Here is a 21,648-nt window from a genome sequence, read left to right as displayed (position 1 = left end):
GGAAATGTTTCATGTATGAGACTTTTCGGAGCGTGCTGTGAAATGCTTGAACGGAAATATGAAAAATTGGACTGACATCCGTGTCAGTGGCGATGCGCCTCTTGCTCTTCCATGCATTCAATACAAAGGGCTGTGAAAGGTCTGGCCTGAAGTCTGCGAGCGCCGATTAGCTCTCCGCATGCTTCGCACTGGCCGTAAGTCCCCTCAGCGATTTTTCCCAATGCTCTTTCGATTGCATAGAGTGCTGTGCGTTCTCTTTCGTGCAGATGAATCGAGATGTTGTTAGCAACATCTTGAGAAGCAATTTCTGCTTCGTCACCAGCTCCACTGATGCTGGATTGTTCTGCGATAAACTCATGTGACTTGTTTAGGATCGAGCCTTTTTGGAAAAGCAACGAGTCCTTCAAGTTCTCTAGTTCTGTCGTACTTAGCTCTGTTGCGTTCATCTCACCCCCCGATATGATGATCGCTGGTCGACTCACTAAAAGTGAGCCATACCGAATTCTTGGTCGTTATTACGGGGGATCAGAAGAGTGTCACGAAAAAAGCAGTGCGTGATGATTAACTAAGCACGAGACAGAAAGTGAAACAGATTTTTTAACGCGCGAACTTTCTGCCTACTGCTTCGCGCATTTCTGCACCTTCAATGCTGAGTCGAGTCCAAGGAATTGCAAGTAGACGATCCGCTTCAATCGGTTCTTCCGTTTCTTCGCAGACTCCAAAAGTACCTTGTTCTATTCGGCCCAGGGCCATCTCGATCTCGAGTAGTTGGTTTCTCATGCGTTCTTGAGATACTAAAAAAGTGTGCTCCTCGATGTGGGCAACAGACACGTCTCCTTCGTCTCCGGACTTTTCCGAAACAGTGAATTCGCGCTGTGCTGTTCTGAAGCGATTCAGCAGATCTTGTTTTGCTAGGATTAGTTTTTTACGGCACTCACTAAGTACGTTTTCTGTGATCGGATTCTTCATAACAGCCCCCTTCTTTAGGATTAGCGACTTGCTTGCCGCTTAGTGTTCCTTAGACCAGGGTGGGGAGGGGGCCGGTTAAAAAAAGGTCATTAATTTTTTTAATGGAACCTATTGATGGATACGCAGTGGGGCAATTTCACCTTTTTCCACTGTTAATGATACGACAGGGCGATCAATTTCGCGCTCAGAGCTCATTGTAAGCGTTCCTAGCGATCCTGGGAACTTCTTGAGCCCTAGAAGCCTTGCTGTGAGCGCTTCTCGAGAATCGGCTCCTGCTGCGACTAGCTGACGTAAAATCAAACCAGCATCATATGCTTGGATTTCAATTAAAGAAGGAGCCTCACCATATAGGTTTTTATATTCAGTTAAGAATCTGGATTGATCTTGTGAAGTCGGTGCCATGGAGTCGACGAACATTAAATTGTTTGCAAAGTTTCCGGCACGTTTTGCAATCCCGGCAGTATTCCACAAGTTTGTGCCCATCAGTTTGACGCCGCGAACATCATTAAATGCAAGCATCGCAGCAATTTGACCCATCGCTTTCGCACTGTCAGGAATAAAGATCGCATCGAAATCCGTAATCGGCGGGAGAACGTTTTCTGTATTGTCTTTGCGGGCAGAGCGTTTTTTATCAGAGTGTTTCAAATCCTTAAGACGTAGGTTGAATTCTTCCTGACGACCTTCTCCGTAGTATGTGCCAACTAGACGTTGCACAACCAAGCGGAAGTCCGTTTCTTTCGTGGAGTAAGTTTGAATCGCCGTGATTTGTCCACCGCGAGTTAGAACTTCATCCCAAAAGATATTTGTGAATTCGATACCGTATTGATCGTTCGGGTAAAGAACCGCGAACTTTTTCATACCCATGTCGTCCATTGCCGTTCTGACTAACTGACGAACCTGCATTTCTGACGTTAAAGAGTTCCTGAAGACTGTTGAACCGATCTCAGTCAAACCAGAACGTTGAGACAAGGCGATGCTTGGAACGCCCAACTCATCAGCCTTTGCGGCTACTGCTGGCGCCGTCTTACTTAAAAGACTGCCGACAACCGCGATAACATTGTCTTCTTTAACTAAACGCTCAACACCACGGCGTGCAGAGTCTGGATTGCCTTCGCTATCCATTACCGCAAGTTTAAAGCCAGAGCCCGGAACATGAAGCCCTAGGCCCATTTCAAGGCCACGAAGTGCACGTTGACCAACGGGAGCGTTTCTTCCGCTGAGTGGAAGAACAACACCAATTGTTTTTGATTGAACGTTTTTAGCAGCATCAAGTTGCGAGATAATATCTTTTGCACGAGCAGCAAGATCACTCTCTGGCAAATAATCCATCACGCCAGCATAATATTTTTTAGCTTTGGAGATGTCGCGCTCCTCAAGGGCTTTGTCGGCTAGGCGAGACATCGCATGGCCACGCAAATAGCCGTAGTCAGAATTATCAGCAACTTCTTCAAGTTGTTTTTCATTCAGGCGGTTTTCAACGTCTTCGATGGCGCGCAGGCGGTACACGTCTTGTTCTTGCTTTGTTGGAGCCTGAACAGACATAACCACTAGGTTTTTTAGATTTTCCAAAGGATCTGTGGAAACAGGAGCGACAGGAATTGCAGTAATTGGAGTCGGCGTCGCAGGGGGAGGTTTAGCAGCCAAGCCGCCCATGCCTTTGCCTTTTTTGCCGTTTGTTTTACCAACCACCGGAGCTTGCTTGATCTCCGTTTTTTTTGTCGTCGTTGTTGTACAAGAAGCCAAAACACATACGGAAACGATCAGAGCGAGCTTCGATGTCATTTTCTATTCCTCATCAAGTGAGATACTTTGTCGTGGAAGGATTTAACCATAGGTGTTGCTTCCGCAGACTTAGCTAGTTCTTCAATCAATTCTTTCTGGCGATTAGAAAGCGTGTGTGGAGTATCAACCAGAATTCTTACCATCATATCACCTGAACCGAATCCGCCAATTTTCGGGAAGCCTTTTCCCTTTAAACGGAACGTTTGTCCAGAATGTGTCCCTGGTGGAATGCGAATCATCGCTTTACCAGTCAAAGTCGGAACTTCGATATTTGTTCCCAAGATAGCATCTGTGTAAGTAATAGGCAGATCGAGTGTGACGTCGTTTTCAGCGCGCTTAAACAAAGCGTGTTCTTGAAGCGCAATAATCACATAAAGATCGCCAGCCGCACCACTGCCGCCAGCATCGCCCTCACCTGAAAGTTTTAAGCGTTGGCCTTCTTTAACACCAGCAGGAACATTTACAGAAAGTTTTGCGGATTCTTCTTTGTTTCCGCGTTGGCGCATAAAGCTGATGACCTTTTCAGTCCCAACTGCGGCCTCTTCGTAAGTCACATTCAAAGTATAACGAAGGTCTGTACCTTTTTGAGGGCGGCGAGTGCGCGCACCAGCGCCAGCACCACGTGCTCCACCAAAGATATCACCGAAAACATCACCAAAGATGTCTTGGAAAGGGTCTCCGCCTTGCGATCCGCCAGCACCGCCGCCACCGAATCCTCCGGCATTACCAAAGCCGCCGAAACCACCAGCACCGCCAAACGGGCCGCCGGCTCCGCCACCACCAAAACCAGGACCTGAATGACCAAACTGATCATACATTTCACGTTTTTTGGTATCGCTGAGAACTTCATAAGCTTCGCTGAGCTCTTTGAATTTCTCCTCAGCCTTTTTATCGCCAGGATTCTTATCCGGATGATATTGCATCGCTAGCTTACGGAATGATTTTTTAATTTCATCCGCAGTCGCTGTACGCGAAACATTTAAAAGGGAGTAGTAGTCCTTCTTAGACAATCAAAGCCTCTTATTCTGGTTTCTTCGCTACAACCACTTGGCCTGTGCGAATCACCTTGTCGTGCAATTTATATGGTTTTTTAAATACGCGAGCTACGTGACCAGGAGCTACCTTGTCCGTCGCTTCGGAGCTAAGTGCTTCATGTATATTTGGATCAAACGGAACACCCTCAGACGGAATTTCAGTTACAGAGTGTTTCGTCAAAAGATTGCGAAGCTCAGTAGCTGTCATTTCCACACCTTGTTTAAAAGTGTTCAGGTTTTCTGCAGTGATGTTAACTGCCAAGGCGCGATCAAAGTTATCCACGATGTCCAAAAGATCACGAATGAATCTTTCGCCGCCGTATTTCAATAGTTCTGAGCGCTCTTTTATTGCATTACGTTTGTAGTTTTCAAATTCCGCGCGCAGGTACAAGAAATCGTTTTTATACTTTTCAGCCTGCTCTTGGATCTTTTGAATCTCAGAAGATACATCGAAATTTTCAGATGAACCTTGATTAGGATTTTGAGAGTTGTTTTCTTCTGACATGAGAGTTCCTTTCGCAATACTTAAGATTGTGTATTCATTAGATATTGTCAATTAAACCAGGTGCAGATTTTTATACCTGGACATCTTCCTGAAGGAACGTAAGTTCCTGGAAAACTTTGTTAGAAATAACAAGGCCATCTCGTGTTAGAGCCCAATGCCCCTGGTCAGATTTGACCCAGCCGCGGCCCATGAGATTGCTCATTATGCTAGAGATTTGGTGATAAACGGAGACAGGGAATTTTTCCTGCAATTCACGCTCGCTGAGACCGCGCATTAAACGCATCGAGGTATGACAAAAGTCCGTAAGGGCTTGATGCATCTCAAGCTGTTCAACCTGCGCATTTGGTAAATGCAGTGCCGGGGAGGCGAATTCTTGTCCTTCAAACTCCAAGATTTGTTTTTTGTATTCACCAATGGAGTTCAAATTCCAGTAACGCGTGCCCCATTGCGACTCTTTGGAATACGAATGAGAGCTCAGCCCCAAGCTCCAGTATGGTTGGTCGATCCAATAAAGCATGTTGTGTCTTGATTCATAACCCGGCAGCGAGAAGTTTGAGATTTCATATTGTTGAAACCCATGGCCGGTCAGTTCGTTGGCAATAAAATCAAACATATCGACTTGTTCGTCATCAAGGGCGCGTCCTTTTGACAAAGGATGACCTTCGGGAACTGTTAAGCAATAGGGACTGATGTGTTTGGCACCTTGTTCTACAGCGATGCGAACATCGTTTTTCAAACCCTCAAGAGTTTGAGATGGCAGCGCAAACAAAATGTCGAAACTAAAATTCAGATTGTGAGCACGCAAAAGGTCCAGCGTTTCAAGCGTCTGTTTTGCTGAATGTTCGCGATGAACCATTTTCAATAAGCGATCATCAAAGGTTTGAGCACCAACACTGAAGCGATTCACTCCGTGGTCGATGTACATTTTCAATTTATCTTTGTCGACTGTCGCTGGATTGATCTCGATGGTGATCTCAGTGTCAGGTCCAGTTGTATAGCCATATCTACCCAGCTCTTTGATAACAGCTACAATAAGATGAGCGGGGATCAAGCTTGGTGTACCGCCACCAAAGTAAAGTGTGTCTAACTTTTGAGGCTGATAGTAGCGATGCTTTTGGCGAATCTCCTCGAACAGCAATTGGACGTACTGATCCGGCGGCAAAATCTTACTTTGCTCGTAAGTCGCGAAGTCACAATAGGTGCAGCGCTGAATACAGTAAGGAATGTGAACGTAAACGCCAAAAGCCATGGGAGTTATGTAGAGTATGTCTAAAAAATTTCAACTAAAAAACGGTATGAAAGTCCTTTTGTTAGAGAGTCACAAGTCACCCGTGGTCTCAGTTCAAATGTGGGTGAAAACAGGCTCCGCCGACGAGAAAAAGGGCGAAGAGGGGATTTCTCACTTTATCGAGCACTTGGTTTTTAAAGGCACTCGTAAATACAAAGTGGGCGAGATCGCAGCCACGGTTGAGGGTTCTGGCGGGGAGCTAAATGCCTACACATCCTTTGATCAGACCGTGTTTTACGTGACTATTTCTAAACAATTCACTGATGTGGCGATGGACGTAATCAGTGAAATGATGGGTTACCCTACATTCGATCCTCAAGAAATCGACAATGAGCGCGAAGTAGTTCTTGAGGAAATTAAGCGTGGACAAGACAGCCCGGGCCGTCGTTCAAGCCAGTTGCTATTCTCGAACATCTTTAAGAAACATCCTTACGGTATTCCGGTCATTGGTTACGACAAAGTTGTTAAGAAAGTATCTGCGAAAAAAATCCGCGAATACTACCAAAGCCGTTATGTACCTTCGAACATGTTCCTAGTTATCGCCGGTGACTTTGAATCTAAAGAGATGAAATCAAAAGTCGAAAAAATGTTCGGCGGGTTTGCCCCATACAAACTTCGCAAATCAACTCACGCGAAAGAGCCCGCACAAAAGAATATCCGCATTAAAATCGAACAAGCCAAATTTGAAACGACGACGGGATATCTGAGCTGGAGAATTCCAAACGTTAAGCACAAAGATATCGCGGCACTAGAAGTTCTGGCAGCGATTCTTGGCCAAGGTGACTCTTCACGCCTGATGCAAACTTTGCGTATTCGTGAACCACTGACCAACTCGGTTGGCGCATTCAGTTACTCAATGCCGGATGACGGTATGTTTGCAGTATCGTTCAATTTAGAACAAGAAAACTTGGATAAAGCTCTGAACACGATGATTCCGGTTCTAACTAAGATCATCCAAGAGCCTCCAAGTACCGCTGAAATGCAAAAAGCGATCACTAACTTTGCGAGCCATGAAGTTTACTCGATGGAGACTGTGGATAACATTGCGAGAAAAGCCGGAGGAGATGAGTTTTACTATTCAGATCACGACCACTATCGCAAATACATGAAACAAGTTTATTCGTTAAAGCCTGAAGACATTCAAAAAGCTGCGAAAAAGTACTTTAAAGCGGACGCCTTTAGTTTGTCGTTAATGACTAACATGGATAAAAAGGTTGCTGATAAGTCCATGAAGCTTTTTGCTAAGAATCTTAAGAAAGCACTATCAACGACGAAGGCATCTAAAGAGAAGCCGCCGAAGTTTGTGGCTAAAAAATTCTCGATCAACACAGAGGCTGTGAAGCACTCTCCAGAAACACAAAGAATCACTTTGAAATCTGGAGCGACAATGTTGATTCGCGAACAGAAGGACACGCCATATGTTTCCATGAAAGCGGCCTTCCTAGGCGGAGCACGCACTGAGGATGGAACGACGAATGGTTTGACGGAACTGTTCTCTCGCAACTGGCTTTCGGGTTCCAAAAAATTTACTGAAGATGAAATCAATCATCGCGTGGATGAATTAGCGGCAGGCATTGGCGCATTTGGCGGCAGAAACTCCGTCGGTATGTCGATGGATTACCTTTCACCATTTGAAGACAAGATGATTGAGATCTATACGGATTCTTTGCTAAACCCGCAATTCCCGGCGGAGATTCTAGAGCGCGAAAAAGTAGTTCAAAAAAACCAAGTAAAATCTCGTAATGACAATCCAGCACAGATTTGTGTGATGAATTTCATGAAAGAGATCTTCAAAAACCATCCGTACTCTAGAGATTTGCTAGGGGATGATAAGTCGATCTCTGCTATTAACCAGGAGTCTTTGCGCAAGTACTATAACAATGTAGCTCACGCTAAGAACTTAACGATTTGTGTGGTTGGCGATGTTGATACTAAGAAATGGGTTAAGACGTTTGAAGATGTAACCGCGGCGTTGCCAGCTGGTAAAAAAATCGAAAACCATTTCCCAGTCGAAAAAGTTACTAAAGAAAAGCACATCTTCCATGAACTTAAAAAAGAACAAAGTCACATCATCGTGGGCTATCAAGGTCTAACGTTGATGAGTCCTGAGCGCTATACACTTGAAGTGATTCAATCTATCTTGAGTGGTCAGGGTGGTCGCTTGTTCCTAGAGCTTCGTGATAAGAATTCACTGGCGTACTCAGTTTCTCCAATGCATATGGAAGGCATTGAAGGCGGATACTTTGGTGGATATATCGGTTGTTCTCCAGAGAAGGCTCAGAAATCCATCCAAATGTTGAAAGCAGAATTCAAAAAGCTTGCAGATGTTAAAGTGGGTGAGGAAGAACTGACTCGTGCGCAAAGATATCTGATTGGACGCCATGACATTGAATTGCAACGTAAGGGCACAATCTGTAATGCGATTCTATTCGATGATATTTATGGACTAGATTATCGTGAAAGCCTGGATGTAGCAGATAAGTATTTTGCGATTACGCCAGAAGATATTCAAAATCTGGCGCAGAAGATCTTTTCGCAACCAGAGATTATCTCTCTGGTTGGTCCTAACGATATTTAGTTTTCGACAGCAACAGGCTCATTAAGAGTGATTTCTTTTTGAGCCGTTGGCTTAGAAACCTTTTTCTTTTTACCTAAAGTTGCATTCGCAACGATATGCTTCAAATGATCGCGTGAATCATCATCAAGCATAATCATAAATCCTGATGGAACTTGAGCATTTACTTTCACAGCTTTTTTTAAGTCTGGATTGAAAAGCATAAAGTCTTCTTCAGAAAGCTTACTTCTTTTCATCAACTCTTTGGCGCCGATGCTTTTTGAAAGCTTCACTGTATGCAAGTTCAATTGCTTAGAATAGTTCACGTCTTGATAGATCTCAGCGTGATATCTTTCCGCAAATAAAGCACCCAAGAATTCGCTATAGAAATTTGAAGAAGCGAAATCAAAAGATCTGCTTCTGTATTTAGCAACGATCTCGCCCAAATCTTGAGATTTAGTTTTCGCCATCGCTTTGCGCATGCCTGGAGGGCCGTGATTCCAAGCCGTCAAAGCCAATGGCCATGAGCGTTTCAGGATCATGTGATTTTCTTTAAGCAATTGAGCTGCTGCAACCGTCGCTTTAAACGGAGAGTGTCTTTCGTCGATATGGTCAGTCACCATCATGAATTTACGACCTGTACCACCCATGAATTGCCAGATACCAGAAGCACCGACTTTACTTTTTGCGTGCTTGTTGAAGCTTGATTCAACGAATGGAAGACGAGTCAATTCTACTGGTAGACCATAGTTTTCAAAGATTTCTTCCATACCAGGAAGATACTTCGGGCTTACTTCCAAACCTGTTTGGAAGAAGTTTCTTTGTCCCATTTGCACGCGTACGTTTGTAAGAGCGAATTTAGCTTTTTTAGCCACCTCACCATCAAGGTGAGATAGAGCTTCCATCACGCGTGTTTCATCTTCAGTCAAATTATCGAAACTTTTCTTTTTAGAAAGAGATTTAAGTGCTGTTTTTGTTTTCTCAACTTGTTGTTTTACTAACTCGTCCGCTTTCATGTTTCTCATCCAGCGGAATTTTGGAGTGTCAGATTCAATAATCGAAGTCACATCAACAACTTCGAAGACAATCCATGGATATTCAGAGTGATGGATCAAGCGTTTATTAGAATTGTGTTGAGTATAGATATCAAACCAGAAACCCACGCGATCACGCATGTTATCTGGGATATGGAAATCTTCAGCGATGATGTTTTGATAGTCGTTTAGGATATTTTCGCGGTTTTCCACAACACTAGATTCAGGAATGTGCTCTGGTTCGTCGCTTTCCACAGAGTTTACAGCGCTTTGTACAACTTCAGCCAGATCGTCTTCAACTTGCATCGCTGCAAATTGCTCATCCATGCTAAGTGGTGGATTAGGTGTTACTAACGCATCAGTTACTTTTTCAACTTTATTAGAGATTCCAACTAGAACGGATTCGGAATCCACAAAATGTGCTGAATTATAAAGGCCAACCACACCAGTCAGTACTGCGAAAGTCAGTACCACGCGGAACGGCAGTTTTGCCTTTTTAAAATCAATTTTGGGAGTCATATTAATTTTAATCATGTAAACCCGCTCTTTCTATATGTGGATAATGAGCAAGCCCGGTGCCAGTGCCGGAACCTGTGGATTACATATAGACGCAGATTGGGCGTATAAAAGTTATACAGTTTGCTCGGAATGGGCGCTTTGTCTCATTTTGAGAATCCATGTTTCACCTCTTGGAGACATCCAAAGTCTAAGAATTCAGTCCGAGTTTGTCCAAGAGTCGACCGTTAAATCGAATCAGCTTTCTGTAGAGTTGATTTTATGTGGGCCCGGCGGTTGCTCTAGTGGTCTTCCATCAGATTCAAGAATGGGAGATTGATATGAATTATTTAAAACCGCTATCGAGAAAAACTTTAACTCTGGTGCTAGCTTCAATGATTGCTGCGTGTTCGAATTCGCCGGATGCTGCAAAACCAGTTGTCGTGAATGGTCTGCAAAAGTCAGATGTCACCGTAGACGGGCAAAAAATCGGAGAAATGCAAGTAACTCCAATTGATGCAGCTGAAATTGAAAAACACAGAAACCGTTTGGCATCTTCGGGTCTGACTCCGTTGCCAACGCATAAAGATTTGAATGCAACGGTATTTAGACTTGAAGGAGTTTCCGATCGCCCTCAATTTTATGTGATGCCGCGATTGATTGTTCATAGTGGTGGAAGTTTTGGAAATCTTCAGAAAGACGAGAATGGAGACTATACGGTTCCATTTAACGTAGCCATCGTCGATGGCTTATCAAAAAATACAAATACAATCAGCATGGACGGAACTTCCGTTGAAATCCCACCTCTTTTGAGAGTGAAGGATTATGAAGAGTTGAAAGCAAATATTAAAGAAGTCTCCAAGACGACAGAGCCATTTGAAGTTGCGGCTTTGCCTGGTTGCCCAACAAAAATTCAAGTGAATATCGCCGGTAAGGAAATGGACGTAACTCCAGCGAATATAGGTGACGCTGATTACTGTGAAATTAATCGTCCATTCGTGGTTTCTTTGAAGCTTAAAGAGAATCAATTGGATTCAATGTTAAACGACGCCCTTCGCAATTCATTGGTGGATATCGATGTTAAATATGCAATCGTAGCGCCGATTCCATTAAGTGAAGTTCACGTAAACTTCAGTAAAAGAAAACTTTTTGAGGCGATTAAATTTAAACTATCCGCGAACTATCCTCCGTATGCTCAGCTGGATGTGCAAAGTGCGATTCAATCAGTTCTGAAAGAAAGCGAATTGAACGTTTACATTCGTGGTGACTACACATCGCAAATGCAAGGTGTTGTCGACAGAGCCATCAGTCAGTTCTTTGTGCAACCTCCGCCAAATCCAGATGTAGAATTGGACCAAAAGTGTAAATCAATCGGATGTATTCAGTATAAGGAAGAGAAGATTTCTGACGAGGAAGTCTTTGCGGTGAACTGGGTACATATGGATAAGCAGAACATTCAACGCACGGTGAGCTTTGGTTCAAAACTTCGTAGGGCGGATGACATAGTATCGTTCACAGGTATTGATCCAACTCGTCCAGAAACTTTGAAATCTGAACCGTTTACAAACGTTGTTAAAAACAGAATTACAAATCCAAACAATGTCTTCAATGCTTCATTTTTGCCAAGATATGGTAGCCACATCATTGTAAACCCAACGGTATTCCAATGGGAAAATCGCGCAAGTGAATCTGAAATTGTTCTTAATCAATCCAATTGGGATGATTGCACGGGACGAGACTCATGGGGCAGATGTTCCTATACGACAAGAACGGCTAAAACTTTTTCTAAAACACGCACTGGAGAAAATGTTTGGGATACTGTCTTGAATCCAGATGGCAAAGTCGCTCAATTAAGAAGTGGAATTGTGGTTGTAGTAGAGTTCGCGAACTCTCGTATTGTTCAGTGCCCATTGGCGAACATGGTAACTGATTACACAGCAAAGGGAGCGGAGATTGTTATACAGGACGTTGAAGGCTGTGAGACATTCAAACATGGTAAAATTATCCGTTACGGATTGATTAACAACCTGAGAATGGACGCCATGAAGTATACGGCGGGAACTCGCTATCACAACGGCAAGGATCAAGAAAAGAACGAATATTATGAAGCTAGCTATGTTCCGGAAATCAGGCTGGGAGTTCAACAGACCTTGATTAGTACAACGGTTACGTCTGTGGCACCTTCAAGTGCTCGCTAGTCAAAACTATTAAAATGAATATTACAAATGGGCCGCAATCGCGGCCCATTCCTGTTTCTAGGCACTTAGTTTCTATTTTCTCTGATGGAATGATTTGATTGTAGTAAAAATTGGAAATGGCACGTTTTCAGAGGTTCGTAATTGGGGTTTCTCTTTTGATAGCTCCTCTTTTTGCTCACGCGGAAGAGTGGGTAATTGCAGTTACCGAGTGGTATCCATATACCTGCGAGTCGTGTGCTGGCAAAGGGCCGGGCATCTCAGCCGTTAAGAAGATGCTTAATGAATCGGGGGTTCAGGTTAAGTTTACTTTTCTGCCGTGGGCCCGAGCGGTGTCAGATACTAAGAAAAATAAGGTGGACGGATACTATCCTGCCTGGAATGAAGACCATCACCGTGGATTAATAATTTCCGATTCCGTATTTCATTCACCGATTGGATTTATCGAGAGAAAGCTTAACCCATTAAAGTGGGATAAGCTCGAAGATTTGCGTGGAAAAACTATCGGGGTTGTTATCGATTACGGAAACACCGCTGAATTCAATGCCCTGGTTGAGAGTGGAGTTATAAAGATTGAAGAAGCAAAGGATGATGAGACCAACGTAAAAAAAGTATTGGGTGGGCGTCTGGACGGAGCATTCATTGATCTTGTTAACGGAAGATACCTGATTGCAAAGCTTGGTGTTCGTGGAGTTAAGAATTTGCAGATAAATGAAAAGGCAATCGCGAACAAAAGTCTCCATATTGTCTTTGGATCCGAAGCTTACATGAAAGCAGAACGGTTTAATAAGCTTCTTAGAAAAGCAAAAATTCAAAAGGAAATAGATCAATACTTGAAAGACCATCCTCCCCAAGTATCGAGGGATACAGAGGTGCTGTGGCCGAGGTCTGCTGTTTTAAATTGAGACAGAATAGCTGAAATCGACCAACGTCCTGATTCCCATAAACAATTAACCGAATCGCCGCTGATTTTTGTTAGACTTATAGTAAGCAAAAGCGGTGAGTGAAGGATGAAAAATAAACCAGACTCGCAAACAGTAGAGCTATTTGTGAGCCCGGAAGGATATTTCCAGGAGCTCGTTTCTAAGGGACTTTACGATCGTAAAGTTCAAACGTTTCCTCTTGTTGAAACGTATCTCGTAAATCTTCTCCAACAATATCTAGATGCAAAAGCTCTTTTCGAAGCAGAGCAGACTCTCGCTGAAATGTATCTGCACGCCCATAATGCAGAACAAGCATTAAAACTGGAAAAATTTAGAAAGCTTGGCGACCGCGCGCTTTATATCAGTGGCTTTTTCGGTGACTCCTTGGCGCGCAAGACCGTCGATGTGGATTACTATGCGAATATCGGTGGAGCAGCCTACACGCACCTTGCCCACTGTACTCGCGAAGACGGTTTAGCCCGCGTGTATAAAACGTTCTCATCGCGCTTTATTGAGTTCGTTGATGTGCTGACATACATCAGTCATCACTCTTTTATTAAGTCTGACGAAAGTATCCTTCGTCTCTATGACCGCTATCAAAAAACTGGATCAGAGCTAGCCAAGGAAAAACTGGTTGAGATGGGGGTTTTGACCCTACCTCAAGACCAAGTAAAGCTTGGCAAACAAGGGTGATTCTAATAATCTGCGACCATGTTCGGTTTAGGTTTGTCTGAAATTATTTTCCTCGCTGTTTTGGCGCTGATCGTAATCGGCCCCAAAGAACTTCCTCAATTGGCGCGCACATTGGGTCGCTTTCTTAATGAACTTAAAAGAACGACTGGTGATTTGACGGACGAGATTAAAGCTCAAGCTCGCATTGATCTTTACGACACTCCTAAGAAAGCTCCGCCAAAGGCTCCACCAGCAACTCCAAGTGTTGAACCTGAAGAAGAGGGGGACTGGAGTGGTGCAGACCATGTAGCTCATGGTGGTGCGCCGACAATGCAAGATTCTGCACATCACCGTCCTCCGGTTCAAATGGAGTTCGTGGTGAAAAACGATTCCACTGATGACGACGATAAAAAAGGGAATAAAGCCTAATGGGAACGACTGAAGATTTAGACCAAAGATCTCAATCCCTTTTTGAACATTTAGGCGAGTTGCGCTTTCGCTTAGTGCGTATGGTTTGGATCCTTTTGATTGCGACAGGTATCTGTTACCACTTTAGTGAGCCAGTTTTTGATTTCATCCGTGCTCCGATTGCTCCGTACCTTCCAGGTGGTGGCTTGATCTATACGGGTCCACTAGATAAATTCTTAGCTCACATCAAAATCGCCTTTGTTTGCGGTATTTTGATTTCTTGTCCCTTGTGGCTTTACCAAATCTGGAAATTCGTAGCGCCAGGTCTTTATCAAAACGAAAAGAAATACTCGATGACCTTCATCGTCGCGGGTTCAGGCCTTTTCATCATGGGTGCGGCGTTCTCTTATTACATCGTTTTACCAATGGCGTTCCATTTCTTGATGAACTACGGCGGAACGACAGATAAAGCGATGATCTCGATCGAGCAGTATTTGGGTTTCTTTACTCAAATGTGCTTGATGTTCGGTGTTTCATTCGAGTTGCCACTAGTTATTTCAATTCTTGGAATGATGGGCTTGGTAAGTCAGAAATTCCTAAAAGAGAAACGTCGTTACGCGATCATGGGTCTTGCTGTGGCTGCAGCGATCATCACTCCACCAGACTTGATGAGTATGGTGATGATGTTGGTTCCGATGGTTCTACTGTACGAAATTGGCGTGCTTGTGGTTGGATTTGTTGAGCGTAAGCGCGAAGCGGATATCAAAAGAAACGAACGAGAATAGCTGTCAGCACTTCAATTTTGCTGGAGAAGATAGCTACAAAATTTAGATAATAAAAAAGGGAAACTCCGAAAGAAGTTTCCCTTTTATTTTGTTCAAAGTTCAAAGAACAAATTAAGGTTCTTCGAATTTAATAAGCACAGCGCCTGATTCAACAGAGTCGCCTTGCTTAACTTTGATCTCTTTGATTTTTACATCACGAGCCGAGCGCATTTCGTTTTCCATTTTCATCGCTTCCATGATCAAAAGTGGCTTGTTCGCTTTTACGATATCGCCTTCTTTTGCAAAGATCTCGATGATTTTTCCTGGCATACCAGCTTTAAGCTCTAGATCGCCACCGAAACCGCCGCCTTTTTTCAAAGATTCATGCAACAACATTTCGTCATTGAAGATCTTGATAGAACGGAACGAGTTACGCGTAAACACCGTGTATTCAGTGTCTGAACCCACGACGTCGATCAAGTAAGACTTACCTTGGAAAAGGAAGCTAATGTACTCTTCAGCGTGTTTAAAGTCGTTCTTGGAAATATCGTGGTGAACCCACTCTTTGCCTTCTTGTTGCAAAGAAACTTTCCAAGTGTGGCGGCCTTCCGTCACATCTACCTTGTATTTGATTCCTCTAAGTTCTGCTTCGAAATACATGTTACGTCCTCAACTGAAGTTTACGGCCCACGCTTCTCCATGTGGAGCGAACGTTAAGCTGACGGATATCCTTCGATTTACGATCGTTGTAGGCCTCAATAGCTGCCGCGATCAAGAACACAGGGTCATCAACTTGTTTGAACATGACCGGTTCAATAACTTCGAAGTTTTTCTCGATAAATTGTGTCGTGTAAGTGCCGTCACGGAACGTCGGGTGATCCAAAATCGTTTTATGAAGAACGATATTAGTTTTGATACCCGTTAGTACGAACTCAGACAAAGCACGTTGCATACGATCGATTGCCTCATTACGAGTGTCACCCCAAGTGATTACCTTAGAGATCATCGGATCGTAGTAAATAGGTACGTTGTAACCAGGGTAAGCGTAAGAATCCACACGCATGAACGGACCTTGTGGGTGACGGCAAGCGCGGATAACACCTGGATTTGGTTTGTAAGTCACTGGATCTTCAGCACAGATACGTGCTTCGATCGCATGGCCTTTTTGCTTGATGTCTTCTTGCTTAAAGCTCAAAGGTTTACCAGCAGCCACGTGAATTTGCTCACGAACCAAGTCCACACCAGTTACGATCTCTGTGATTGGATGTTCTACTTGCAGACGAGTATTCATCTCCATGAAGTAGAATTCTTTAGTCGTGTTATCAAAGATGTATTCAATCGTTCCAGCGCCTACGTAATTAATCTGTTTCGCTGCGCGGACAGAAGCCTCACCCATGCGCAAGCGCACTTCATGAGGAACAGAAGGTGATGGAGACTCTTCGATGATCTTTTGGTTACGACGTTGTACAGAGCACTCGCGCTCAAATAAATGAACATGGTTACCGTGTTTATCGCCGAATACTTGGATCTCGATATGTTTTGGATCGTTGATGAATTTCTCGATGTAAACAGTTGGATTCGCGAAATAGTTCTGACCTTCAGAGCGGCAAGCGCGGAACGCACTTTCAAACTCATCCATCTTACGAACGATACGCATCCCTTTACCACCGCCACCAGCAGTGGCTTTGATGATAACTGGAAGACCGATTTTTTCTGCAACTTTCAAAGCGTCTTCAACAGTGTCAACGCCGCCATCAGAACCAGGAACTGTTGGTACGCCAGATTTTTTCATCAAAGCTTTGGCAGAGATTTTATCTCCCATAGATTCGATGTTGGCGACCGTAGGTCCGATGAAAGTGATTCCTGCCTCTTCACACGCTTTTGCGAAAGTCGTGTTCTCAGACAAGAAGCCGTAACCTGGGTGAACAGCGTCCGCGCCAGATTGCTTAGCTACTTCCAAAATTCTTCTGTAATTCAAATAGCTCTCTTTAGATGGAGAAGGCCCAATATGGTAGGCCTCGTCCGCCAAGAAAACGTGCAAGCTATCACGATCGGCATCAGAGAAAACTGCAACAGACGCGATACCAAGCTCGCGGCAAGCGCGAGTGATACGAATTGCGATTTCCCCACGATTTGCGATCAGGATTTTTTTAAATACTGCCATGGTCGCTCCTACAGAGGGATATTTCCGTGCTTTTTAGCCGGAGTGATATCGCGTTTATTTTTTAGCATTTCCAAAGAGTCGATGATGCGCTTACGAGTCAACGCTGGATCGATAACTTCGTCAGTGTAACCAAGTTCAGCAGACACGTACGGGTTTGAGAACTTCTCTTCGTACTGAGCTGTCAAACGAGCTTTTTCTGCCGCTGGATCTTTTGCTTTGTTGATTTCTTCGCGGCTGATGATGCTTACAGCACCCTCAGCGCCCATTACTGCGATCTCTGCAGACGGGTAAGCCAAGTTCACATCAGATCTCAAAAGTTTAGAACCCATCACGATGTAGGCACCACCGTAAGCTTTACGAGTGATGATAGTGATCTTAGGAACGGTTGCCTCAGCATATGCGTAAAGCAACTTAGCGCCGTGAGTGATGATACCATTCCACTCTTGATCTTTACCTGGCAAGAAGCCTGGAACGTCAACGAATGAAACAACTGGAATGTTGAAAGCATCACAGAAACGGATGAAGCGAGCTGCTTTACGAGAAGCTTCGATATTCAAGCAACCAGCCAAGATGTTTGGTTGATTTGCTACGATACCAACAGGGCGACCGTTGAAGCGCGCAAAACCTACGATCACGTTTTGTGCGAAGTGCTTGTGAACCTCAAGGAAGTAACCCTCATCCACGCACTCAGTGATAACTGCAAGCATGTCGTAAGGTTTTTTAGGATTTTCTGGGATCAAGTTCATGATCGCTTCAGTCAAGCGGTCAGGGCGATCTGTGTTCGGCAATGCTGGAGCGTCATCCAAGTTGTTTGATGGAAGGAAGTTCATCAATTCGCGGATTAGCAACAAGCAGTGCTTATCATCTTCAGCAGCAAAGTGAGCCACGCCTGATTTCGCAGAGTGAGTCGTCGCGCCACCAAGATCTTCTTTCGTCACATCTTCGTGAGTTACAGTCTTGATTACATCAGGACCCGTTACGAACATGTACGAAGTGTTTTTAACCATGAATACAAAGTCAGTGATAGACGGGGAGTAAACCGCGCCACCCGCGCATGGCCCCATGATTGCTGTGATTTGTGGAACCAAACCAGAAGCCATCGTGTTGCGTGTAAAGATATCTGCGTAACCACCAAGCGATTCGATACCTTCTTGAATACGCGCACCACCAGAGTCATTCAAAGAAATGAAAGGAGCACCGTTCTTGATAGAAAGGTCCATCACTTTGCAGATTTTGTTTGCTTGAGTGCGAGACATAGATCCACCGATAACAGTGAAATCTTGAGAAGAGACATAAACCAATTTGCCGTTGATACGACCGTAACCAGTTACTACGCCGTCGCCAGGAACAACATTTTTGTCCATGCCGAAGTTTGTGCAACGATGAGTAACGAAACGATCCATCTCAACGAAACTGCCTGGATCCAAAAGAACATCTAAACGCTCACGCGCTGAAAGTCTGCCGCCTTGTTTGTGTTTTGCAACACGAGCAGCTCCACCACCCGCCATCGCGGCTTCATTTCTTTTTTCTAGGTCAGCAAGCTTCGCTTGAATACCTGTAGATACTTCGCTCATAAATTCCTTCTTTAACGTTTGAAAAAACGGAAGGAATATTTCTACCAATGAGCATGTGAGTAGGCATCTTAAAACGACAGACGCAGAGCATGTTTTTCTGCTCTGCGTTCATGGGGTATCTTGTTGAATTTATGGGACTAACTGTCCAAGTACTTGAAGTGCCTTTTGAATATTGATTCGGCCTCGAGTTTTTACTTTAAACTCGTGCCCTGAAGTAACGTCAACCGACTGTTGTATTGCCGCTTTTATTTGCTGAGGAGTGGCTGTTGGCTTGGCACTCCAAAGGATTGCCGCTGTGCCGGATACAAATGGAGCAGCCATACTTGTGCCATCCATGTACGTCGAAGTCGCTCCAGGAATGGTACTCAAGATATGCTCGCCCGGTGCAGCCACGTGAACCAAGTTAAAGCCACTGTTTGACCAAGCGGTCATAAAGTCACTAACACTCGAAGCGGCCACGGTAATTTGATTGGAAAGATCAAACGATGCCGGGAACTCAGGATAAATATCGATATCGCGTCCATCATTACCCGCGGCAACGACAACCAAGATACCTTTTCGTTCAAGCTCTTGGAATGCATTGCGAAGAGACGCCACACAGGGTGCGCCCCCCCAGCTAGCATTGATCACCTTAGCGCCACGATTTGCAGCATATTGCAGAGCCAATACCGCATCACCTAAAGAGCCACCGCCATCATTTGCAATGAATTGTGCAGGAATAATTTGTGCGCGAGGAGCAACACCATTCACAGGACCGTAAGCAGAGTCCGCTGCAATAATACCAGCGACGTGAGATCCGTGAGGGCTTGGAGACGTCGTCGAAGACGGAACAGAGACAAAGCTCGCACCGTAATAGTCATCAACGACACCATTGCGATCATCATCAATTCCGTTATTAGGAATTTCGCCAGAATTAACTGCAATTCGGCCCGCAAGTTGCGGATGCGTGACATCCACATACGCATCTACAACTGCGACCTTAACACCTTGACCATAAAACCCTTGAGAGTAAGCAGAGCTTGTTTTGATCATGCTCTGACCCCAGGAATCGCTCACCGAAGACGTGGCATATTCTTTTGTCGATTCAAGTTGAATGCGACGATCAAATTCCACGCGGCGAATTTCTTGTAATTGAGGTTCAATAAATTCTTTTTTGAATGAATCAGCATCACTTCCAGATTCAACTGTAAAGCGACCATCTTCCCACTGAACGATGAATTTATTTTTGATTGCTTGTCCCATACACGCAGCGGAATCGAGCGCTGTGCTATCTGAGAAAACAGAATCCGACGATTTTTTGCTACAAGCTGTAAATACTAAGACGCAAGCAACCGCCGAGAGAATTTTCTGAACATCCATGTTCACTCCCTGTGCGGGCCCAAAGGTCCCATCTATGAGACTTGATGTTAACCCACACAGGTTAATAGATCGGAAAAATACGTCTTATTTTGAGGCTAGTTTAACCTTTGGCCCATAAACAAAAAGACCAAGGTCATCCCACCTTGGTCCAGTATTTGGATTTGAATCTGGTTCTATTGCCAGTCGGGAATCTGATCTTTTGCGACGTCGTTGTTGTCGGCTTCTGTGTCCTTGTCCACCAGCTTCAGAACGATGGTGTAGATGGGCTGAGCCCATAGATCTTGGCACACGATAGTGTAATCTCTCATTGAGTTAGCCACATAACCGGCTTGGGATGCCGTTGGGGTGAGAAGATTGTTAATGGTTCCGCGGTTAGACCTCGGGCTATACCAGCCGAGTTCATTCTCAGAGGGATATTCGTAGGTATACTGTGGGAGAGATGCTGTTACCTGGTACATTCCTTTGTTGGTCGGAAAGCTTGATACCATTTGCGTGGCAGCTCCGCCCCAGCATTTAGGAGTTTTTTCGAGCTCAGAACCACACTTTGCAGCAGTCGTTTCACCCGGAGGGATGTATGAAGTATCGTCAGAGGCAATTTGATATCTGTAAGGAGTGAATGAGACAACTGGGCAAAGAGGTGTCGTTTTTGTGCCGATCGTGATGTTCAATGAACTGAAATAAAGCTGGCCCTCGGGTATCGTGATGGTGCAGGTTCTTGAATAGCCTTCTGATTCGTCAGAGGAAATAACACACTTTCCGTGTTCAGTCTTTGCCTCTAAGCCCTGCCAGATTGTAGATACAGATGCGTAAAGTGCGGCGTTGTCGCCAAGTCCACCTACCTCGTCGGGGGACGTTGAGGCCGCATCTTCTTTCTTCGGAGGAGATCCACAAGAAAGAAGTGTCGAGCAAACCAGCGCAATCATCATTGATAACAAGATAAACTTTTTCATGTTTCTAAGTTCGGAAGACGAACTAATAAACTTTATATAGTTTTGCTTGATTGACTAAAAATTGTTTATCCAAGAGAGCGAGAGAAGTCGACGAACAGCCTGAAATACCAACACATGTTCGCTCGACTAAACAGATAAACGTCTAGATGTTTGCGATGAATTCTTTAAGGAACGAAGTGAACTGCATCTCTACGCGTTTTGCAGTCTCAGTAACTTCATCGTGCGATAGTTTCTGAGAAGAAATACCCGCAGCCAAGTTCGTGATGCAGCTCAAAGCTGACACGCGAAGACCCAAGTGGTTTGCAGCGATCGTTTCAGGAACTGTGCTCATGCCGACAGCTTTTCCACCGATCAACTTCAAATAGCGAACTTCAGCGGGAGTTTCGTAAGTAGGACCGCTCACGCCGCAGTAAATACCTTTGTGGTAGCGAGTTCCTTGCTTTTGCAGAACTTGTTCCATGATGTTGATCAAGCGTTTGTCGTAAGCTTCAGTCATGTCAGGGAAGCGAGGACCTAGTTCCTTGATGTTCGGTCCCATCAAAGGATTTGTGCCCATCAAATTGATATGATCTTCGATGATCATGAAATCACCGGCTTGCATGCTTTCACCGAATCCGCCAGCGGAGTTCGTTAAAATCAATGCTTCAATTCCAAGCATCGCAAGAGTACGAGTCGGGAACACAACGCTTTCCATGCTGTGACCTTCATAGTAGTGATTGCGACCTTGAAGAATAACGATAGATTGGCCGTTTACTTTACCGAAAATCAAATTCCCGGAGTGACCCTCAACAGTAGGAGGGGAGAAGTGAGGAATGTCTTTGTAGGGAATAGTAACTTCCACTTCGACATCTTTAACAAAGGCACCCAAACCGGAACCAAGGACGACACCGATCTTCGGTTTTGCCGAAGTTTTTGTACGGATGAAGCTGATAGATTCTTGAAGTTTATTGAGTACCATAATGTTTTTCCTGTTGTCCT

Annotated in this window: 19 protein-coding genes; 6 read left to right on the top strand and 13 right to left on the bottom strand. The window is 44.5% G+C overall.

What is annotated here, in order from left to right:
* Window positions 1-83: 83 nt before the first annotated feature.
* The 6 genes from ACLVWP_RS18640 to hemW all read right to left on the bottom strand — a co-directional run bounded on the left by ACLVWP_RS18640 (window position 84) and on the right by hemW (window position 5,539).
* The gene (locus ACLVWP_RS18640; RefSeq protein WP_413559166.1) at window positions 84-446 is read right to left on the bottom strand and encodes a TraR/DksA family transcriptional regulator; all 363 of its coding nucleotides are present in this window, start codon (window positions 444-446) and stop codon (window positions 84-86) included.
* 151 nt (window positions 447-597) lie between these two features.
* Window positions 598-969 (bottom strand): TraR/DksA family transcriptional regulator, encoded by a 372-nt coding sequence (locus ACLVWP_RS18635; RefSeq protein WP_413559165.1) that lies wholly within the window; start codon window positions 967-969, stop codon window positions 598-600.
* A gap of 108 nt (window positions 970-1,077) precedes the next feature.
* A complete protein-coding gene (locus tag ACLVWP_RS18630) occupies window positions 1,078-2,751 on the bottom strand; it encodes a penicillin-binding protein activator (protein WP_413559164.1) in 1,674 nt (557 codons plus the stop codon).
* Complete coding sequence (locus tag ACLVWP_RS18625; protein WP_413559163.1) at window positions 2,748-3,761, bottom strand: DnaJ C-terminal domain-containing protein; 1,014 nt, start codon at window positions 3,759-3,761, stop codon at window positions 2,748-2,750. Before ACLVWP_RS18625 ends, ACLVWP_RS18630 begins: the two co-directional genes overlap by 4 nt.
* 10 nt (window positions 3,762-3,771) lie before the next feature.
* Window positions 3,772-4,290: a nucleotide exchange factor GrpE gene (locus ACLVWP_RS18620; RefSeq protein ID WP_413559162.1), complete on the bottom strand. Its 519-nt coding sequence runs from the start codon at window positions 4,288-4,290 to the stop codon at window positions 3,772-3,774.
* A gap of 70 nt (window positions 4,291-4,360) precedes the next feature.
* Complete coding sequence (gene hemW / locus ACLVWP_RS18615) at window positions 4,361-5,539, bottom strand: radical SAM family heme chaperone HemW (RefSeq protein ID WP_413559161.1); 1,179 nt, start codon at window positions 5,537-5,539, stop codon at window positions 4,361-4,363.
* 16 nt (window positions 5,540-5,555) lie between these two features.
* Between hemW and ACLVWP_RS18610 the strand changes: the two genes are divergently transcribed.
* Window positions 5,556-8,156: a M16 family metallopeptidase gene (locus tag ACLVWP_RS18610; RefSeq protein ID WP_413559160.1), complete on the top strand. Its 2,601-nt coding sequence runs from the start codon at window positions 5,556-5,558 to the stop codon at window positions 8,154-8,156.
* On the opposite strand, the gene ACLVWP_RS18605 is transcribed toward ACLVWP_RS18610, so the two are convergent.
* Complete coding sequence (locus tag ACLVWP_RS18605) at window positions 8,153-9,700, bottom strand: lytic transglycosylase domain-containing protein (protein WP_413559159.1); 1,548 nt, start codon at window positions 9,698-9,700, stop codon at window positions 8,153-8,155. The genes ACLVWP_RS18610 and ACLVWP_RS18605 overlap by 4 nt on opposite strands.
* Before the next feature lie 302 nt (window positions 9,701-10,002).
* Here ACLVWP_RS18605 and ACLVWP_RS18600 point away from each other — a divergent pair, with 302 nt between their 5' ends.
* The 5 genes from ACLVWP_RS18600 (at window position 10,003) to tatC (ending at window position 14,644) form a co-directional block, all read left to right on the top strand.
* A complete protein-coding gene (locus ACLVWP_RS18600; RefSeq protein ID WP_413559158.1) occupies window positions 10,003-11,859 on the top strand; it encodes a hypothetical protein in 1,857 nt (618 codons plus the stop codon).
* Window positions 11,860-11,975: 116 nt separating this feature from the next.
* Entirely contained in the window at window positions 11,976-12,761 is a 786-nt protein-coding gene (locus tag ACLVWP_RS18595; protein WP_413559157.1) for a substrate-binding periplasmic protein, read from the top strand.
* Window positions 12,762-12,866: 105 nt separating this feature from the next.
* Window positions 12,867-13,472: a hypothetical protein gene (locus ACLVWP_RS18590; protein ID WP_413559156.1), complete on the top strand. Its 606-nt coding sequence runs from the start codon at window positions 12,867-12,869 to the stop codon at window positions 13,470-13,472.
* Between the two features lie 18 nt (window positions 13,473-13,490).
* Window positions 13,491-13,880 carry a twin-arginine translocase TatA/TatE family subunit gene (locus ACLVWP_RS18585; RefSeq protein ID WP_413559155.1) on the top strand — a complete coding sequence of 130 codons (390 nt, stop codon included), beginning with the start codon at window positions 13,491-13,493 and terminating at the stop codon, window positions 13,878-13,880.
* A complete protein-coding gene (tatC, locus tag ACLVWP_RS18580; RefSeq protein ID WP_413559154.1) occupies window positions 13,880-14,644 on the top strand; it encodes a twin-arginine translocase subunit TatC in 765 nt (254 codons plus the stop codon). The genes ACLVWP_RS18585 and tatC overlap by 1 nt, the downstream gene beginning before the upstream one ends.
* Before the next feature lie 111 nt (window positions 14,645-14,755).
* Here tatC and ACLVWP_RS18575 read toward each other — a convergent pair whose 3' ends face one another.
* The 6 genes from ACLVWP_RS18575 to ACLVWP_RS18550 form a co-directional block, all read right to left on the bottom strand.
* Entirely contained in the window at window positions 14,756-15,283 is a 528-nt protein-coding gene (locus ACLVWP_RS18575) for an acetyl-CoA carboxylase biotin carboxyl carrier protein subunit (RefSeq protein ID WP_413559153.1), read from the bottom strand.
* A gap of 1 nt (window position 15,284) precedes the next feature.
* Window positions 15,285-16,787 carry an acetyl-CoA carboxylase biotin carboxylase subunit gene (gene accC, locus ACLVWP_RS18570; RefSeq protein ID WP_413559152.1) on the bottom strand — a complete coding sequence of 501 codons (1,503 nt, stop codon included), beginning with the start codon at window positions 16,785-16,787 and terminating at the stop codon, window positions 15,285-15,287.
* A gap of 8 nt (window positions 16,788-16,795) precedes the next feature.
* The gene (locus ACLVWP_RS18565; RefSeq protein WP_413559151.1) at window positions 16,796-18,361 is read right to left on the bottom strand and encodes an acyl-CoA carboxylase subunit beta; all 1,566 of its coding nucleotides are present in this window, start codon (window positions 18,359-18,361) and stop codon (window positions 16,796-16,798) included.
* A gap of 129 nt (window positions 18,362-18,490) precedes the next feature.
* Window positions 18,491-19,720, bottom strand: coding sequence for a S8 family peptidase (locus ACLVWP_RS18560; protein WP_413559150.1), 1,230 nt, complete (start codon window positions 19,718-19,720; stop codon window positions 18,491-18,493).
* A gap of 173 nt (window positions 19,721-19,893) precedes the next feature.
* Window positions 19,894-20,670 carry a hypothetical protein gene (locus tag ACLVWP_RS18555; protein ID WP_413559149.1) on the bottom strand — a complete coding sequence of 259 codons (777 nt, stop codon included), beginning with the start codon at window positions 20,668-20,670 and terminating at the stop codon, window positions 19,894-19,896.
* A gap of 142 nt (window positions 20,671-20,812) precedes the next feature.
* The gene (locus ACLVWP_RS18550) at window positions 20,813-21,628 is read right to left on the bottom strand and encodes a purine-nucleoside phosphorylase (RefSeq protein ID WP_413559148.1); all 816 of its coding nucleotides are present in this window, start codon (window positions 21,626-21,628) and stop codon (window positions 20,813-20,815) included.
* Between the last annotated feature and the right edge of the window lie 20 nt (window positions 21,629-21,648).

The sequence above is a fragment of the Bdellovibrio sp. HCB209 genome, from assembly GCF_047306065.1.
Classification (GTDB): Bacteria; Bdellovibrionota; Bdellovibrionia; order Bdellovibrionales; family Bdellovibrionaceae; genus Bdellovibrio.
This window is presented reverse-complemented; position numbering and strand designations above follow the sequence as displayed.

Coding starts and splice junctions, on each gene's coding strand:
- ACLVWP_RS18590 (WP_413559156.1), top strand. CDS start 12,867: ATGAAAAATAAACCAGACTCGCAAACAGTAGAGCTATTTGTGAGCCCG.
- accC (WP_413559152.1), bottom strand. CDS start 16,787: ATGGCAGTATTTAAAAAAATCCTGATCGCAAATCGTGGGGAAATCGCA.
- ACLVWP_RS18630 (WP_413559164.1), bottom strand. CDS start 2,751: ATGACATCGAAGCTCGCTCTGATCGTTTCCGTATGTGTTTTGGCTTCT.
- ACLVWP_RS18575 (WP_413559153.1), bottom strand. CDS start 15,283: ATGTATTTCGAAGCAGAACTTAGAGGAATCAAATACAAGGTAGATGTG.
- ACLVWP_RS18560 (WP_413559150.1), bottom strand. CDS start 19,720: ATGGATGTTCAGAAAATTCTCTCGGCGGTTGCTTGCGTCTTAGTATTT.
- ACLVWP_RS18585 (WP_413559155.1), top strand. CDS start 13,491: ATGTTCGGTTTAGGTTTGTCTGAAATTATTTTCCTCGCTGTTTTGGCG.
- ACLVWP_RS18555 (WP_413559149.1), bottom strand. CDS start 20,670: ATGAAAAAGTTTATCTTGTTATCAATGATGATTGCGCTGGTTTGCTCG.
- ACLVWP_RS18610 (WP_413559160.1), top strand. CDS start 5,556: ATGTCTAAAAAATTTCAACTAAAAAACGGTATGAAAGTCCTTTTGTTA.
- tatC (WP_413559154.1), top strand. CDS start 13,880: ATGGGAACGACTGAAGATTTAGACCAAAGATCTCAATCCCTTTTTGAA.
- hemW (WP_413559161.1), bottom strand. CDS start 5,539: ATGGCTTTTGGCGTTTACGTTCACATTCCTTACTGTATTCAGCGCTGC.
- ACLVWP_RS18595 (WP_413559157.1), top strand. CDS start 11,976: ATGGCACGTTTTCAGAGGTTCGTAATTGGGGTTTCTCTTTTGATAGCT.
- ACLVWP_RS18635 (WP_413559165.1), bottom strand. CDS start 969: ATGAAGAATCCGATCACAGAAAACGTACTTAGTGAGTGCCGTAAAAAA.
- ACLVWP_RS18620 (WP_413559162.1), bottom strand. CDS start 4,290: ATGTCAGAAGAAAACAACTCTCAAAATCCTAATCAAGGTTCATCTGAA.
- ACLVWP_RS18605 (WP_413559159.1), bottom strand. CDS start 9,700: ATGATTAAAATTAATATGACTCCCAAAATTGATTTTAAAAAGGCAAAA.
- ACLVWP_RS18565 (WP_413559151.1), bottom strand. CDS start 18,361: ATGAGCGAAGTATCTACAGGTATTCAAGCGAAGCTTGCTGACCTAGAA.
- ACLVWP_RS18550 (WP_413559148.1), bottom strand. CDS start 21,628: ATGGTACTCAATAAACTTCAAGAATCTATCAGCTTCATCCGTACAAAA.
- ACLVWP_RS18640 (WP_413559166.1), bottom strand. CDS start 446: ATGAACGCAACAGAGCTAAGTACGACAGAACTAGAGAACTTGAAGGAC.
- ACLVWP_RS18600 (WP_413559158.1), top strand. CDS start 10,003: ATGAATTATTTAAAACCGCTATCGAGAAAAACTTTAACTCTGGTGCTA.